At 63.9% G+C, this 14,078-nt stretch carries 17 protein-coding genes; 6 read left to right on the forward strand and 11 right to left on the reverse strand.

Annotation, left to right across the window (positions count from 1 at the left end):
- Positions 1 to 63: 63 nt before the first annotated feature.
- The 4 genes from T5B8_RS12570 to T5B8_RS12585 form a co-directional block, all read right to left on the reverse strand.
- Positions 64 to 1,569, reverse strand: a complete 1,506-nt coding sequence (locus tag T5B8_RS12570) for a WS/DGAT/MGAT family O-acyltransferase (RefSeq protein ID WP_353179229.1) — start codon at positions 1,567 to 1,569, stop codon at positions 64 to 66.
- Between the two features lie 304 nt (positions 1,570 to 1,873).
- The gene (locus T5B8_RS12575) at positions 1,874 to 2,269 is read right to left on the reverse strand and encodes an MAPEG family protein (protein ID WP_353179231.1); all 396 of its coding nucleotides are present in this window, start codon (positions 2,267 to 2,269) and stop codon (positions 1,874 to 1,876) included.
- Between the two features lie 66 nt (positions 2,270 to 2,335).
- Entirely contained in the window at positions 2,336 to 3,469 is a 1,134-nt protein-coding gene (prpC, locus tag T5B8_RS12580; protein ID WP_353179232.1) for a bifunctional 2-methylcitrate synthase/citrate synthase, read from the reverse strand.
- Between the two features lie 52 nt (positions 3,470 to 3,521).
- Entirely contained in the window at positions 3,522 to 4,508 is a 987-nt protein-coding gene (locus T5B8_RS12585; RefSeq protein WP_353179234.1) for a YhdH/YhfP family quinone oxidoreductase, read from the reverse strand.
- Between the two features lie 130 nt (positions 4,509 to 4,638).
- Between T5B8_RS12585 and T5B8_RS12590 the strand changes: the two genes are divergently transcribed.
- The 3 genes from T5B8_RS12590 (at position 4,639) to T5B8_RS12600 (ending at position 6,604) form a co-directional block, all read left to right on the forward strand.
- The gene (locus T5B8_RS12590; protein ID WP_353179236.1) at positions 4,639 to 4,857 is read left to right on the forward strand and encodes a dodecin; all 219 of its coding nucleotides are present in this window, start codon (positions 4,639 to 4,641) and stop codon (positions 4,855 to 4,857) included.
- Between the two features lie 43 nt (positions 4,858 to 4,900).
- Entirely contained in the window at positions 4,901 to 5,545 is a 645-nt protein-coding gene (gene pdxH, locus T5B8_RS12595; protein ID WP_353179237.1) for a pyridoxamine 5'-phosphate oxidase, read from the forward strand.
- A gap of 99 nt (positions 5,546 to 5,644) precedes the next feature.
- Entirely contained in the window at positions 5,645 to 6,604 is a 960-nt protein-coding gene (locus T5B8_RS12600) for a L,D-transpeptidase family protein (protein ID WP_353179239.1), read from the forward strand.
- A gap of 104 nt (positions 6,605 to 6,708) precedes the next feature.
- Here the strand turns inward: T5B8_RS12600 and T5B8_RS12605 are convergent, their stop codons facing one another.
- Complete coding sequence (locus tag T5B8_RS12605) at positions 6,709 to 6,963, reverse strand: Lpp/OprI family alanine-zipper lipoprotein (protein ID WP_353179241.1); 255 nt, start codon at positions 6,961 to 6,963, stop codon at positions 6,709 to 6,711.
- Positions 6,964 to 7,148: 185 nt separating this feature from the next.
- Between T5B8_RS12605 and T5B8_RS12610 the strand changes: the two genes are divergently transcribed.
- The gene (locus T5B8_RS12610; protein WP_353179243.1) at positions 7,149 to 8,270 is read left to right on the forward strand and encodes an enoyl-CoA hydratase/isomerase family protein; all 1,122 of its coding nucleotides are present in this window, start codon (positions 7,149 to 7,151) and stop codon (positions 8,268 to 8,270) included.
- Positions 8,271 to 8,576: 306 nt separating this feature from the next.
- Here T5B8_RS12610 and T5B8_RS19990 read toward each other — a convergent pair whose 3' ends face one another.
- Positions 8,577 to 8,882, reverse strand: coding sequence for a hypothetical protein (locus T5B8_RS19990; RefSeq protein ID WP_502950798.1), 306 nt, complete (start codon positions 8,880 to 8,882; stop codon positions 8,577 to 8,579).
- 276 nt (positions 8,883 to 9,158) lie between these two features.
- Positions 9,159 to 9,539 (reverse strand): hypothetical protein, encoded by a 381-nt coding sequence (locus T5B8_RS12620; protein WP_353179245.1) that lies wholly within the window; start codon positions 9,537 to 9,539, stop codon positions 9,159 to 9,161.
- A 135-nt stretch (positions 9,540 to 9,674) separates the two neighbouring features.
- Between T5B8_RS12620 and T5B8_RS12625 the strand changes: the two genes are divergently transcribed.
- A complete protein-coding gene (locus T5B8_RS12625) occupies positions 9,675 to 10,121 on the forward strand; it encodes an SRPBCC family protein (protein ID WP_353179247.1) in 447 nt (148 codons plus the stop codon).
- A 12-nt stretch (positions 10,122 to 10,133) separates the two neighbouring features.
- On the opposite strand, the gene mscL is transcribed toward T5B8_RS12625, so the two are convergent.
- The 3 genes from mscL to T5B8_RS12640 form a co-directional block, all read right to left on the reverse strand.
- Entirely contained in the window at positions 10,134 to 10,547 is a 414-nt protein-coding gene (gene mscL / locus T5B8_RS12630) for a large-conductance mechanosensitive channel protein MscL (RefSeq protein ID WP_353179248.1), read from the reverse strand.
- A 72-nt stretch (positions 10,548 to 10,619) separates the two neighbouring features.
- A complete protein-coding gene (locus T5B8_RS12635) occupies positions 10,620 to 11,039 on the reverse strand; it encodes a hypothetical protein (RefSeq protein ID WP_353179250.1) in 420 nt (139 codons plus the stop codon).
- On the reverse strand, positions 11,039 to 11,716 hold the full coding sequence (locus T5B8_RS12640) for a glutathione S-transferase N-terminal domain-containing protein (RefSeq protein WP_353179251.1): 678 nt from the start codon (positions 11,714 to 11,716) through the stop codon (positions 11,039 to 11,041). Before T5B8_RS12640 ends, T5B8_RS12635 begins: the two co-directional genes overlap by 1 nt.
- Before the next feature lie 504 nt (positions 11,717 to 12,220).
- On the opposite strand from T5B8_RS12640, the gene queA reads away from it, so the two are divergent.
- On the forward strand, positions 12,221 to 13,249 hold the full coding sequence (gene queA / locus T5B8_RS12645; protein WP_353179253.1) for a tRNA preQ1(34) S-adenosylmethionine ribosyltransferase-isomerase QueA: 1,029 nt from the start codon (positions 12,221 to 12,223) through the stop codon (positions 13,247 to 13,249).
- Between the two features lie 17 nt (positions 13,250 to 13,266).
- Here the strand turns inward: queA and T5B8_RS12650 are convergent, their stop codons facing one another.
- The gene (locus T5B8_RS12650; protein ID WP_353179255.1) at positions 13,267 to 14,061 is read right to left on the reverse strand and encodes a DUF1206 domain-containing protein; all 795 of its coding nucleotides are present in this window, start codon (positions 14,059 to 14,061) and stop codon (positions 13,267 to 13,269) included.
- Positions 14,062 to 14,078: the final 17 nt, after the last annotated feature.

A 14,078-nucleotide genomic window follows, 5' to 3' on the forward strand; every position in this document is an offset into this window, starting at 1 on the left:
CACGACTAATAGCCTGAAGCCGGTGCGCGTGGCGCACCGGCCTATCGACATCGAGGCGATGCGTTATTGGCTGGTCTGGCGTTTCGCGGGCGATTTGCGCCGCTGGGCGGTGCTTTTTTTCTTCGCCGGCGCCTTGGCCTCGTCCTTGGGCTTGTCTTTCGCCCCGGTATCGCGGTTGCCATAGGTGTCGCGCAGCTCATCGAGCGTTTCGCCGGCGTAGACGGCCAGCCGCTGCATCGAAGGTAGCGTCTCGCGACAACCGATGAAGCCGAAACCCAGCGTATCGGCATAGCCATGGACAGTGATATTGAGCGCTTGCCCGTGGGTGACCAGCGAGGTGGGGTAGAAGGCTTCCATTTCCGCGCCGTGGATATACAGCGGGCCTTCCGGTCCCGGCAGATTCGATACCGTGACATTGAACACCGGCCGCGTACGCCCGCCCATGCCGGTGACCAGCGACAGTACATAGGGCGCCATGAGCGCGATCGTGTACTGGGTGATGGCGGCCGCCGAGAGCTTGCCGAGTTCGGTCTTGGCCCGCCGGGTCGAGCGCGCGACCGCTTCCAGACGCTGGGCAGTGGATTCGATATCGGTGCCCAGATTGGCCACGATGAAGGTCAGCGCATTACCGGCCTCCTGATCGTCGGCCGGGCGTATCGATACGGGGATACCCGCGGTCAGCGGCTTGTCCGGCAGTTCGCCGATCTCGCGCAGATAACGGCGCAGTGCGCCGCCGCAAATCGTGAGTACGATGTCATTGACCGTCACCCCGGCATTCTCGGCCAGACTGCGGAACTCGGTCAGCGAATACAGCTGGGTGGCATAACGACGCTGGGATTGAATCCGCGTATTCAGAATCGACGAGGCCGAGGAAAACGGCAGTCCCGCGGTGCCGGTTTCCGAGCGCGCACTTTTGAGCATGCTGCGCACCACGCGCGCAAAACCCGGCAACGAGCCGACCTGCTCGGCCGCGCCGCCCATCAATTCCGCAACCGCGCGGTACAGGCCCGGCCGCGTTTCGCCGGGCGAACGCTTGCGGCGTTTTTTCGGCGGCAGCGCCCAGAACGGGGGGCGTTCGGTGTCGTTCGGATCGTCGGTCAGCGCCTTGGCCAACTGGCGCATGCCGGCCACGCCGTCGATCAGCGAATGATGCAGCTTGATATAGACGGCAAAGCGATTGCCCTCGAGGCCTTCGATGAGATGCGCTTCCCACGGCGGACGCTTGAAATCCAGCGGGTGGCTATGCAGACGCGATGCCAGCTCACCGAGCTCGCGTTCGCCGCCGGGCGCGGGCAACGCCGAGTGGCGAAAATGGTATTCGACATCGATTTCGTCGAGCAGCTCCCATTCGGGGGCGACCGTACGCAGCGCACCGGAGCGCAACCGATGATTCCAGGGCGAATAGGCCTTCGAGAACTGGTGATAGTGCTCGACGATACGCCGCGGCAGATCCTTGGGTGCCCCCTCGGGGATCTGGAAGGTCAGCAGGCCGCCGACCTGCATGGGCGCGTTTTCCGTTTCCACATTGAGCCAGGCCATATCGACCAGGTTCAGGCGTTTTGTCTCCATCAACGTGTCTCCTTTTCGCACGCAATGCCGGGCATCTATATCACTGCGGGGATGCCTTGCCGGCCGCGACTCAAGTCTACGCCGTCGCGGAATGTGAAAATAGATATTTTTATTATCGGCACTGCATCGTTACGCCTGGCCGCCGGACATTCGGCGCCCGGCCCTACTGTGCGCTCTTTTCAGGGCTTTCGCATCCGGATGATTGCATACGCGAAAAGGCGCGCGACGCCATCGCAGCATCGCGCGCCCGTCACGTTCGCAAAAGGTTGCCGCGGTATGCGGCACGCGGGTCATCGCCGGGTGATCAGCCGATGGCAGCAACGATGAACAGCGCCAGCACACAGGCCAGACCGCCAAACCACACCATGCTGCGCAACGTGGCCCGGTCGCTGATATAGCACCAGCCGTAGACCAGCCTCAGCACGATGAACAACACCGCGAAGAAGTTGATCGCGCCAATCGAGCCGCCGGAGATCACGGCGATGATCACCGCCGCAGCAAACGGCGGAAACGCTTCGAAAGAATTCAGCTGCGCCCAGTAGGCGCGTTTCTGTGCGCCGTCGCTGAGCTGCTCCAACCATTGCCGCGGGTAGCGATTCTCCTCCAGCCCCATCTTGTTGCGGCCGGCCAGCTTGGCATAAAGCACGAAGCCGAACGGCATGAGCGCGGCAACGAGCACGCACCAGTAAGCCAGAACCATCGTCATCTCCTTTCGTTATTGTCGATCGATGCTGCACCAGCCTACCGGCGCATGCCGTGCATGCGTCTAGGCGCCCCGCTGGTCGATGGGCCGGAAATCACGCACTTCCGGGCCGACATATTCCGCATTCGGGCGGATCAGGCGGTTGTCGGCACGCTGTTCAAAGATATGCGCCCCCCAGCCGGTCAGCCGCGAGATCACGAAAATCGGCGTGAACAGCTGGGTGGGAATGCCCAGGAAGTGGTAGGCCGTCGCATGATAGAAGTCGGCGTTGGGGAACATGCCCTTCTCGTCGTGCATGACCTGCTCGAGACGCTCGGAGATCGCGTACAGGTTCTGCTTGTAGGGGTCATCGCCGGCGAGCTTCTTCGACCATTCCTTGATGATGCCGTTGCGCGGATCGGCCTTTTTATAGACACGATGGCCGAAGCCCATGATCTTTTCCTTGTTCTCCAGCATCTTCTTGAGACCGGCTTCGGCGTCGTCCGGGTCCTTGAAGGTCTGGATCAGTTCCATGGCCTTTTCGTTGGCGCCGCCATGCAGCGGCCCGCGCAGCGCGCCGATCGCGCCGGTGACCGCCGAGTAGAAGTCCGACAACGTCGCGGTGATCACGCGGGCAGTGAACGTCGAGGCGTTGAACTCGTGCTCGGCATAGAGGATCAGCGACGTCGACATGCACTTGATGGCGTCTTCGCTGGGTTTTTCCCCGTGCAGCAGATGCAAAAAGTGGCCGCCGATCTTGTCGTCGTCGGTATCCACATCGATGCGTTTGCCGGATTCCACGAAGTGATACCAGTACATCAGCATCGACGGAAAGCTCGCCAGCAGCCGATCGGCCACGTCGTTCTGCTGCTTGGCGGCATCGTTTTCCTGTTCGATGGTGCCCAGCACCGACGCACCCGTGCGCATGACGTCCATGGGATGGGTGTCGCGCGGCAACACCTCAAGCGCGGTCTTCACGCCATCGGGCAGGCCACGCATGCCGGCCAGCCGCTTTTTGTAGTCGTCGAGCTGGCTTTGCGTGGGCAGCTCGCCGTAGAGCATGAGATAGGCGACTTCCTCGAATTCGGCCTTGGCGGCCAGATCCTCGATCAGATAGCCGCGATAGGTCAGGCCAACACCCTTCTTGCCGACCGTACAGATCGCCGTCTTGCCGGCGGTGACACCGGCCAGGCCGGCCGTATTTTCAGTCTTGCTCATTGCCCGAAACTCCTGGGATTGTTCTTGAATCGACGTGTGGCTTGCGCCGTTGTCATGCCTGGATATCGACGACCGTACGGCCGGTGTTTTCACCCGCCATGATGGTGTCGCACACGCCGTGAACGTCGGCCAAGCCTACGGTTTGTGTCGCGATCGTGTCCAGATGTGCCGGCTTCTGGTTGCCCGAGAGCATGCCCCAGATTTCTTCACGCCAGGTATTGGGGCATTCCACCGAATGAATGCCCAGCAGCGATACGCCGCGCAGGATGAACGGCATCACCGTGGTCGACAGCTTGGGCCCGCCGGCCAGACCGATCGCGGCCACATTTCCGTAGGGCTGAACCTGGGCCACGATATTGGCCAGCAGATCGCCGCCGACTGCGTCGATTGCGCCGGCATACACCGGCTTGCCCAGCGGCTTGCCGTCGAGATCGAGCGCGTCCGGGGTGATCACATCAGTCGCGCCGAGCTTCTTGAGGAAGTCGCCTTCGGCGTCGGCCTTGCGCGATACGGCCACGACTTCATAGCCGGCCTGGGCCAGGATATCGATCGCGAACATGCCCACACCGCCGGTCGCGCCGGTCACCAGCACCGGCCCGTCCTCGGGTTTCTGGAAGTTGTCGGTCATGCGCTTGACCGCCATGCCGGCAGTAAAACCGGCCGTGCCCAGCGCCATGGTCTGCCACAGCGTCAGCCCGTCGGGCTTTTTGACCACGCACTCGGCGGGAATACGCACATATTCGGCCAGGCCGCCGTCGCGGGTTTCGCTCATGAACCACCCGGTGACCACCACTTCGTCGCCGGGCGAGAAGCGATCGTCGTCGCTGGATTCGACCACGCCGGCGACATCGATGCCGGCATTGAGGGGGCGTTTGCGCGCGATCTTGCCCTTGCCGGTGATCGCGAGCGCATCCTTGAAGTTGAGCGAGGAGTAGTGCGACTTGATGACGACATTACCGTCGCTGAGCTCGTTGAGCTCCATGTCGGTGATATCGGCGCTTGTGCCGTTGTCGGTATCGACGATGCGCAGTGCTTTCATTTTTGGCCTGTTCGTGACTAAGAACTCAGGCCGCCGTTTGTATCATATTGAACGACTGTTCGCCGTCGCTTGAGGCCTTGCGGACTCGGGCGTAGGCTTGCCGGGGTTTAATTTCCAACGAGAACGATTCATGAGCGATAACGTATACAAATCCGTGGAACTGACCGGCTCCTCGGAAACCAGCCAGGAAGACGCCGTGCGCAAGGCGATTGCCGAAGCCTCGAAGTCGATCGCGAACATGCGCTGGTTCCAGGTCACCGGCGTGCGTGGACATATCGAAAACAACGAAGTCGCCCACTGGCAGGTGTCGGTGAAGGTCGGCTTCACCCTCGAAGACAAGGCCGGTTAACCGCTGCTACGGGAGTTGGGGCGTGGATAGAGGATCCGACTCGATGACTGACGACGCTCCAAGCCCGTGGCAGGGCGAGCTCGACCGGCGCGATCTCATCGAAGAGAACGCGCCGGTCGATCCGCTGGCCCTGTTCGACGACTGGTATCGCCTGGCCCAGACAGCGGCCATGGTCGAGCCCACCGCCATGACCCTGGCCACGGTCGATGCCAGCGGCCGGCCTTCGGCGCGCATCGTGCTGCTCAAGGGCTTCGATGCCGATGGGTTTCGTTTCTATACCAACTACCTCAGCCGCAAGGGCGAAGCGCTGGCCGCGAATCCGCAGGCCGCGCTGGTGTTCTGGTGGGAAGCGCTGGAACGCCAGGTGCGTATCGAAGGCCGGGTGCACAAGCTCGATGCCAGCGCATCGGATGCCTATTTCGCCCGTCGTTCGCGCGGTAGCCGCCTGGGCGCGCACGCTTCACCGCAAAGCCGTGTGATTGCCGACCGCGCCGAACTCGAACAACGCGTGGTCGATGTCGAAGCCCGGTTTGCCGAGCAGGACGTCCCGCGCCCCGATCATTGGGGTGGCTATGCGCTCGTACCGGATATGTTCGAATTCTGGCAGGCCCGGCGCAGCCGCCTGCATGACCGGCTGCGTTATCAGCGCAGTGCCGAGCACTGGCATATCGACCGGCTCGCCCCCTAAAACGACACCGCGAGCGTGCGCGACCGTCACCCTGCGAATTGGGTACAGTCTGTGTGCTTGAACCGTCGCCGATACCGCTCGCCCTATGGAACCGATGCTATGACTTTGCGCATGCGCGTGCCCCGTTTCGTACTGCTCGCTTTCGCAAGCGCCATGCTGGCGCTCGCCCTGGGCACGGGCGCGGCACAGGCCGCGATCTACAACATGCCGCCCGAAGGCTCGGACATCGTCGGCAAGTTGCAACACATCAAGACCTCGGCCGACGACACCTTCGTCAAGCTCGCGCGGCGCTATAACGTCGGCTATCGCGAACTGCGCCTGTCCAATCCCGATGTCGATCCCTGGCTGCCTGGCGAGGGCACGCCGATGGTGATTCCCACCCGCTACGTGCTGCCCAACGTGGCGCGCAAGGGCATCGTCATCAACATTCCGGAAATGCGGCTGTACTACTTCCCGCCGGCGGGCAGCGAATATGCGGGCAAGGTGGTGACCTACCCGCTGGGTATCGGTCGCGAGGGCTGGTCCACCCCGCTGGCTAAGACCACGATCGTGCGCAAGAAAGCCGACCCGACCTGGACGCCGCCGGCCTCGATCCGTGCCGAACACGAAAAAGCCGGCGATCCGCTACCGGCAGTGGTGGCCGCCGGCCCGGACAATCCGCTGGGCCAGCATGCGCTGTATCTGGGCCTGCCGTCCTACCTGCTGCATGGCACGAACAAGCCGGCCGGTATCGGCTTGAAGGTCTCGCACGGCTGTATCCGGCTTTACCCGGAAGATATCGCGTCACTGTTCGCGCTGGTGCCCACCGGCACGCCGGTCAACATCGTCAGCGAGCCCTACAAGATGGGCTGGGAAGGCAATACGCTGTATATCGAAGCACACCCGCCGGATGCCAACGGCGACGCGCCGGTGCGCTCGTTCACGCCCTGGGTGGAAAGCCTGATCTCGGCGACGGCCGATCACCCCAAGGCGCCGATCGACTGGGATCGTGCCCAGGCCGTGGTCGAAAAGGCCGACGGCATGCCCGAACCGATCGGAATCAATATCGACGGGCGCTGACGTACGCCTTACCGGCCGATCTCACAGCCGGCGACCAAAAAAAACCCCGCACAAAGGCGGGGTTTTTTCGTGCGACGGCGCGAACGCCGTCAGCGCTCGCGCGCTTACTTGCGCTGCGAGGACTCGAACATACGCTCGATGCGCTGCGAGTTCGCCTGGGCGGCGGACTTGGCTTCCTGCGCGGTCTGCATGGCGCGGTTGGCCGTGCGCTGCGCTTCATTGGCAGTCGACTGGGCGGATTCGGCCTTGCGCATGGCCTGATCGACCTGCGACTGCATGCCGTCGGTGTTGCTCGCGCAACCGGCAGCAGCAGCGACAACGCCAACAACAAACGCGGATTTCAGCAGCGTCTTGGTCATAGTAAGACTCCTGTCTTTCATTTCTTGCATATAACGTCAGGCCAACCGCCTGACAAGGCGCGTATAAGCTATCACAGCCATACACTTTTGTAGATTACATTGTACAGCTGGAAAAACAATTTCTTGTGCATGGCGGCGTTGCGCGCGAGCATGCGCGCCAGACCTGCACGGCAACGAACTCGCCCATGACAGACTCCGCCATTATCTTCGATGAAGTCGTGAGCACCAACGGCAAGCGCATCGGCCATGTCACGCTCAATAATACCAGCGCACTCAATGCCTTGACGCTCGACATGCTCGAGCCGCTACACAAGCAGCTCACGGCCTGGGATACCGATGCCGAGATCGCGGCGATCTTCATCGATGCCAACGGCGACAAGGCCTTCTGCGCGGGCGGCAATATCGTCGCGCTCTACAAGGGCATGACCGGCCAGGGCGATCCCGATTATCCCGACCGTTTCTTCACCCTCGAATACCGGCTGTGCCACGCCATCCACATGCTGGCCACCCCCTGTATCGCCTGGGGCAATGGTCTGATCATGGGCGGCGGCATGGGCGTGTTTTCGGCGGCCTCGCACCGTATCGTGACCGCTACATCGACCCTGTCGATGCCGGAAATCAAGATCGGCCTGTTCCCCGACTGCGGTGCGACCTGGTTTTTCAACCGCCTGCCCGGCCGGCTCGGTCTGTTCGTGGCCCTGACCGGCGCCAGTCTCGAGGCCCAGGACGCGCTGCTGGCCGGCCTGGCCGATCGCGCCATCGATCACGACGCCAAGGATACGGTCTTCGATGCGCTGACCCGGATTACCGACTGGAACCAGCCCCATGCCGCGGTCGACCGCGTGTTGCGCCAGCATGCCCGCGAATACCCGGCCGCACTCGGCGAATCGAAGCTGCTCGAACACGCCATGACCATTCGCGAGGCCACCGATGCCGCCACGCTGGCGGGCATCGTCGCGGCCATCCGCAAACTCGCCGAGGCGGACGACCCGTGGCTGGTCGAAGCCGCGACCAATCTCGACGGCGGCTGCCCGGTCACTGCCCATCTGATCTATCGCCAGCTGCGGGATGGGCGCTATCTATCGCTCAAGCAGGCCGTGATGCGCGAACTCAAGATGGCACTGCAGTGTGCTCGCCATCCCGATTTCGCCGAAGGCGTACGCGCGCTGCTGGTGGACAAGGATCGCGAGCCGCAGTGGATTTTCGAATCGGTCGCCGCCGTACCGGCCGACTATATCGACGCGCATTTTCGCGCCCCCTGGGACGGGGACCACCCGCTGCGTGATCTGCCCGACGTCAAACCCTGAGACGAATCGATCGAATCGTTCTCGAGAGTGGACGCGGCTTTGCAGGTGGCGTGGCCGCGGCTCGTGGGTCGAACGGTTCGGTTTTAACCGCAGATTTAGGCAGATCGACGCAGATTAAGAAAGGGCTTGGTGCGAGGCCTTGGACGTTCGGGCAGCGGCTGGCCACCGTGAGCATCGCGGCGTTAGGCTAGCCGCTTGTGATGAATCAATCACCGAAGCCGGCTTATCGGCGTGTCTTTTATGACACGCACGGAATCAGGCTGGGTCGAACGGTTCGCTTCTTTAAGCTGCAGGATTGACGCAGCTCTAGCATCGTGGGTTTGCGGCCACGGCCGGGGTCGGCGCTCCCGGTTGGCTGGCAGGGAAAGACCGGCAAGCACCTTGTCGGCGTCGCTTATCCGATCTGCGACCATCTGCGTCGATCTGCGGACAGATGCCTGCCCAGTCGGGCGGTAACTTCGCGTAGACCTCATGTTCGGGCGGCTCTTCGAACGGGCGCCGCAGGATGGCGGGCAGACGCTCGATCTCGCTGTAGTCGCCTTCGTCGGCGCGGGCGGTGGCGCTCTGGGCCAGATAGTTACGCAGCACGTACTTGGGGTTGGTCAGGCGCATACGCTCGGCGCGGGCGGCTGTCGTGGGCGTCGGTGTGACCCAGGCGCTCGCGACTCCGCGATCGACAAATTCGTCGACAAACGGTGCATTGCTCGCGCCGGGCGCGGCCTAAACATGGCCCAGCGCACGAAATATGCGCATGAAACCGGCGCCGTCCGCGGCCCTCGGGCGTAGCAGCTCGGCGACGAGTTCACGATCGCCCTGGCGGGCGGCAACTGGCACGCGCCGGCACGGGCCTACGCGCTCGACGCGAACAATCGTCGCGCGGGTGCCGGCTTAATCGCGTTCGTCGTCGCTCGCCGGTTCGCAATAGGTCGCATTCGGGTCGCCACTGCCATCCTGGATCGGCACTTCGCGCGAGTCAGCACGCGCACGGCATTCAGCCTGACGACGCGAGGCCTCGACGCGCCGGCGTTCGCGCTCCAGCTCGTAGGTCTTGCGTGCGTTTTGCAGCCGTTCGATATCGGTGGAGAGCGTATCGTCTTCGCGATTGCTGGCCCCGCCCGGGCGCTGTGGCTCGCCCACGGCCTCGAAGGCATCGACGGGTTCGTCCAGCGGATTCGGCGGTGGCGGCTCGGGATCGCTGGCGCAGCCACTCAGCCCGATGCAGGCAACCGCAGCCACCAGTGCCAGCGCAGGTAAATACGGAACGGCCATCACGTTTCCCCCAATAAGTATTTGTGGATAAAAGTCTAGAACAAAACGCGGCTTACAGGGGGCAATGCGCTCGTCATCCCGCGCGCATGCCGAAAAACGATAAGATCGCGTTTCGAATCGAGCCCGCGAGTTTTCATGCAGAAGCTTCATGTCGCCCAGGTCTTCGCCGTCGATGCCGGGACCGCTTTCGATGTCATCAGCGACCATGCCGGCTATGCCAGCCTGCCCGGCGTACGCCGGGCCTGGCTGCGCCGCGAAGGCGATGCGCACCGCGACGGCGTCAACGCCGAACGGGTCATCGATCTGGGGCTGGCGCGTATCGTCGAGCGTATTACCGAATACGAGCCGGGGGTGGCACTGGGCTATCGCATCATCGCCTCGCCGTTGCCGATCGTGCATCACGGCGCGCGCCTGACCTTCGAAGCGCTCGAGGGCGCCACGCCGCGCACGCGGGTGCACTGGCATTCGACACTGGAGGCGGTCACGCCGCTGGTAGGCCGCGGCGTGGAGTTCGCCGTGGCCCGACAGATGGCCGTGGCCTATCGACTGGCACTGATGATCTGGGCACGGCGGCTGCGTTGAGCCGCCCGGGCTTTATCCCCGCGCATTGCGCTCGCGCAGGGCATCACGAATTTCGGTGAGCAGGGTTTCCTGCACCGAGGGGGCGGGTGGTGCGCTGGGCGCTTCGGCTTCCTTGCGCTTGAGCGAGTTCATGGCCCGCACCACGACGAACATCGCAAACGCCACGATCACGAAACTGATCACCGTCTGTACGAACGCGCCGTAATTGAGGGTCACTGCCGGCGTTTCGCCCACGGCCTGGCGCAGGGTCACACTCAACCCGGAAAAATCCACGCCGCCGATCAGCAGCCCCAGCGGCGGCGAGATGATGTCGGCGACCAGCGACGACACGATCTTTCCGAACGCCGAACCGATCACCAGCCCCACGGCCAGATCGATGACATTGCCGCGCACGGCGAATGCCTTGAACTCAGTCAACAAACCCATGATTCGCCCCGATGTTTGCAACGCGTATGCGTCGCTGCGAATCATAGTCCGTGCGCTGTGCCTGCGGCAGTATTATTCCCAGCCAATCGGCTCGTAACCCTGTTCGGCCAGGCAGCGATTCACATAGCCACGATAGACCGGCGCCGGATCATTACGGTCGAACATGCCGCGAATCAGCCCGGCGGTGGCACCGCCGGCCGCCCCGGCGATCGCGCCCCGAGTGGCGCTGCCATAGATCGCGCCGCCGACAGCACCGCCCGCACCGCCGATCGCACCGCTTTCGGCCGTGCGTCGGGCGACATCGCCGTGGGAATAATCCAGCCCGGCCGCATCGGCGCGTCGCATGCAGGCCTCGATGGCCTGCTGACCGGCCGCCTCACCACGTTGCTGCAGGGTGGCGTTGGGATAAAGCACCGGTTTCTGGCTGGCACAGGCCGTCAGCGCCAGCAGCGCCGCCGTAGCCAGTCCGAAACGCCATGATCTTGCTTGCATCAGTTTTGCCTCGCTTGGCTGGCGTAGGTCGTATGCAGGTAGCGCACGATATCGTCCGATTCGTACATCCGCGTATCGGTATTGGGGTCGATCAGGTACGGCACCTGCAAGCGCCCGGTCTGTTCCATCATCTGCTTGCGATTACGCCCTTCGACCGGCGTATCGGCAAAGAACTTTTCGCGCACCCAGGGCGGGCCCATATCGGCATTCACCGCCTTGCCCATATTGCGCAGTACATAGGCCAACTCCAGTTCGCACAGCGTTTCGCGCACGATGCGCGAAAACGGGCTGGATTCGAAGCTGTAGAGCTCCAGCGGCTGCGCCGGGCCGTCGCCGCCACCTTGCGCACGCGTGCCGGCAAAGCCGCGCAGTGCGCTGGCCGCGCTGGAGCCCAGTTGTGCGCGCCGACCCGGCGCGCTGGCCTGACGGCGATGTCCCGTGCCGTAGTGCGCGCGCAGATGGGCGATGATATCGGCCGATTCGTAGAGCACGTCGCCGGTGTTGTCGTCGACGAGCAAGGGGAACTGCATGCGCCCGCCCACGCGTTCGGCTTCGGGCCGCCAACGGCTGCCACCGCGCGGACAGGGATAGATCACCGCATCCAGATCCAGCTCGGTGAGCGTTTCGCGCACCAGCCGACAGAACGGGCAACCTTCGTATTCGTAGAGTTTGAGCATTGTTTCCGGCTGACGCGATGTGCGTGCCGCCCTAGGGCGTGTCGTCATGAGATAAGGCGGCGCATCGGCGGCCAAGCCGCGGCAAGACAAGGCATCGCGAGCGTCGCGTGGTTGTTCCACGTAAGCGAGCGATAACGCAGGATTGCCGGGGCTTGGCCGTCGACCCTCCGGGTTGTCCGCGCCGGACGCGCCATGCGGCGTTGCGGGCCTTGACCGTGGCGGGCCACGCTCGGCGGCCCGCGCCTTGCCTGACACGCCCGGCGCGGGCAATGCGACGTCATATCTCATGATGACACGCCCTTGTACCACGCCAACCGCGGGCCGTGCTCGCGAGCGTGGACGTGAGTGCATTGATCAACTGCATCCCGGCGTCTCGTTGCATCGAAAACACGTAGTTTACGCGTGCTTTCGTGCGCCAGGCTGAACGCCGCGACTTGTCCGCGCGCGCGCATCTGGCCAGAATCCGCGGCCCGCGCCACTCTTTGCACGAATCGGGCCGAAACGATGGACAAGCACGACTTCGACTACCACCTGCCGGCCGAGGCGATCGCCCAAACGCCGCTGGCCGAGCGCAGTGCCTCGAAGCTGCTCACCCTCGACCGGCACACGGGCGCGCTCGTCGATGGCCGTATCCGCAACCTGGTCGCGCGTCTCGCGCCGGGCGATCTGCTGGTATTCAACGATACACGCGTGCTCGCCGCGCGCCTGTTCGGCCACAAGGCCAGCGGCGGCGCGGTCGAGGTGATGCTCGAGCGTATTCTCGATTCCAGGCGTATTTCGGCCAAGATCCGGGCCAACAAACCGCCGCGGGCGGGCACCGTAATCGAAATCGGTGAGACCACGCTGCAGGTCGAAGCGCGCGAAGGCGAGCTGTATACGCTCGTTCAGACGAGCGGCGCGTCCATCGCCGACATGCTCGACCGCCACGGCCACGTACCGCTGCCGCCGTATATCCGGCGCGAGGACACGCCGGCCGATCGCAGCCGTTACCAGACCGTCTGGGCACGCCACGACGGCGCCGTGGCCGCACCGACCGCCGGGCTGCATTTCGATGACGCCCTGCTCGCCGCACTGAAAGCCCAGGGGGTGGAATTCGGCTATGCCACGCTGCATGTCGGCTCGGGTACCTACCAGCGCCTGCGCGAGGGCGATCTGGCCGATCAGCGCCTGCACGCGGAACGCGTACACGTACCTGCCACGCTATGCGAACAGATCGCGTCCGCGAAGGCGCGCGGCGCGCGCGTGGTCGCGGTCGGCACCACCGTAGTGCGCAGCCTGGAAAGTGCGGCCCGCCAGCCGGGCAGCGAAGGGCGTATCGCCCCCTTCGAGGGCGAAACCGCCCTGTTTCTCAAACCCGGCGACGCCTTTCACGTGGTCGATGCCATGGTCACCAATTTTCACGAGCCGCAATCGAGCCTGCTGATGCTGGTGAGCGCCTTCGCCGGGCGCGACAACGTATTCGCGGCCTACGAACACGCCAAGCGATCAGGCTACCGGTTTCTCAGCTACGGCGATGCCATGTTCATCGGCTAGCTACCGACGGCCCTGGCCTAGACGGCGCGCCCGAGCCCCACGCGGCGTACCCAGGCTTCGATCAGGCTATAGGCACCGAAAGCGAGCACGCCCAGGCCCAGCGCGCCGAGCAGCAGCCGGCCATAGCTTTGTTCCTGCACCCAGAGCATGACCCCCTCGATACCGCGTGCTTCGGAGGCATCGAGGGTGAGCGCGGCGTTGATCACGAACGCGCCGATGCCCACGAACAGCAGCCCGCGTGCGATCAGCCCCACCCGGCTGACCGGATCGATCCAGCGCATCGCCGCAGCCGGGGCATCGAACCAGCGCCGGAACCCGCCGCTCCAGCCCTTGTAGATATGCGCGATGCCGGCGCCGGCAATAATCACCCCGCCGATCACCACCAGCGTCGGGCCGAACGGCCAGTCCAGGGTGCGCGCCACCGCGCTCTGCACGGGCTTGCTGTTGCTGTCGCTCAGGCGCATGGCGATCTCGACACAGGCAAAGGCCAGCGAGGCATGCATGATCGCGCTCACCAGCAGGCCGATACGCACGACCAGACCACCCGGCTTCCAGCCGTGTTCATCGACATCCAGGGTGGTTTGCACCAGCCGCCACACGCTATAGGCGGCCAGCCCCACGGCCAGGCCGATTAAAGCGATCTGACCGCCGGAATGGGTACTGATTTCCTGCATCGCGCCGCGCACATCGCGGGCCTGTTCGAACTCCAGCGCCGCATTGATGGCGAGCACGCCAACGGTCACATAAACCAGCCCGCGTGCGGCGTAGCCGATCCGTGCAATCCAGCGCACGCCGGAACGTGTGTAAGTCATTCGTTCGCCCTTGTTTG

The organism is Salinisphaera sp. T5B8, assembly GCF_040361255.1.
In the GTDB taxonomy this organism is placed as follows: domain Bacteria; phylum Pseudomonadota; class Gammaproteobacteria; order Nevskiales; family Salinisphaeraceae; genus Salinisphaera.

Excerpts from the sequence above, each read along its gene's own strand:
- T5B8_RS12570 (WP_353179229.1), bottom strand. The coding sequence starts at position 1,569 with ATGGAGACAAAACGCCTGAACCTGGTCGATATGGCCTGGCTCAATGTG.
- T5B8_RS12575 (WP_353179231.1), bottom strand. The coding sequence starts at position 2,269 with ATGGTTCTGGCTTACTGGTGCGTGCTCGTTGCCGCGCTCATGCCGTTC.
- prpC (WP_353179232.1), bottom strand. The coding sequence starts at position 3,469 with ATGAGCAAGACTGAAAATACGGCCGGCCTGGCCGGTGTCACCGCCGGC.
- T5B8_RS12585 (WP_353179234.1), bottom strand. The coding sequence starts at position 4,508 with ATGAAAGCACTGCGCATCGTCGATACCGACAACGGCACAAGCGCCGAT.
- T5B8_RS12590 (WP_353179236.1), top strand. The coding sequence starts at position 4,639 with ATGAGCGATAACGTATACAAATCCGTGGAACTGACCGGCTCCTCGGAA.
- pdxH (WP_353179237.1), top strand. The coding sequence starts at position 4,901 with ATGACTGACGACGCTCCAAGCCCGTGGCAGGGCGAGCTCGACCGGCGC.
- T5B8_RS12600 (WP_353179239.1), top strand. The coding sequence starts at position 5,645 with ATGACTTTGCGCATGCGCGTGCCCCGTTTCGTACTGCTCGCTTTCGCA.
- T5B8_RS12605 (WP_353179241.1), bottom strand. The coding sequence starts at position 6,963 with ATGACCAAGACGCTGCTGAAATCCGCGTTTGTTGTTGGCGTTGTCGCT.
- T5B8_RS12610 (WP_353179243.1), top strand. The coding sequence starts at position 7,149 with ATGACAGACTCCGCCATTATCTTCGATGAAGTCGTGAGCACCAACGGC.
- T5B8_RS19990 (WP_502950798.1), bottom strand. The coding sequence starts at position 8,882 with ATGCGCCTGACCAACCCCAAGTACGTGCTGCGTAACTATCTGGCCCAG.
- T5B8_RS12620 (WP_353179245.1), bottom strand. The coding sequence starts at position 9,539 with ATGGCCGTTCCGTATTTACCTGCGCTGGCACTGGTGGCTGCGGTTGCC.
- T5B8_RS12625 (WP_353179247.1), top strand. The coding sequence starts at position 9,675 with ATGCAGAAGCTTCATGTCGCCCAGGTCTTCGCCGTCGATGCCGGGACC.
- mscL (WP_353179248.1), bottom strand. The coding sequence starts at position 10,547 with ATGGGTTTGTTGACTGAGTTCAAGGCATTCGCCGTGCGCGGCAATGTC.
- T5B8_RS12635 (WP_353179250.1), bottom strand. The coding sequence starts at position 11,039 with ATGCAAGCAAGATCATGGCGTTTCGGACTGGCTACGGCGGCGCTGCTG.
- T5B8_RS12640 (WP_353179251.1), bottom strand. The coding sequence starts at position 11,716 with ATGCTCAAACTCTACGAATACGAAGGTTGCCCGTTCTGTCGGCTGGTG.
- queA (WP_353179253.1), top strand. The coding sequence starts at position 12,221 with ATGGACAAGCACGACTTCGACTACCACCTGCCGGCCGAGGCGATCGCC.
- T5B8_RS12650 (WP_353179255.1), bottom strand. The coding sequence starts at position 14,061 with ATGACTTACACACGTTCCGGCGTGCGCTGGATTGCACGGATCGGCTAC.